The following is a 215-nucleotide window of genomic DNA, read 5'->3' as shown; positions in this document are numbered from 1 at the left end:
CGCGCGCAGGCCCGCCTGGGCGGCGGCCAGAAGCGCATCGATGCGCAGCATGCCAAGGGCAAGCTCACCGCGCGCGAGCGCATCGAACTGCTGCTCGACGACAACACCTTCGAAGAGTGGGACATGTTCGTCGAGCACCGCTCCAGCGACTTCGGCATGGCCGAGCAGAAGATTCCCGGTGACGGCGTGGTCACCGGCTACGGCATGATCAACGG

The 215-nt window shown here is 66.5% G+C and carries 1 protein-coding gene; it reads left to right on the top strand.

Annotated features, from left to right (window positions below):
* Positions 1–215 (top strand): carboxyl transferase domain-containing protein (locus tag HB681_RS37865; RefSeq protein ID WP_275946445.1); only part of this gene is annotated, 215 nt, incomplete at both ends.

Origin of the sequence: Variovorax sp. dw_954 (genome assembly GCF_018449755.1) — a bacterium.
Lineage (GTDB): Bacteria > Pseudomonadota > Gammaproteobacteria > Burkholderiales > Burkholderiaceae_C > Variovorax.
Note: the sequence above shows the minus strand (reverse complement) of the source record. Positions and strands in the feature narration are given on the sequence as shown.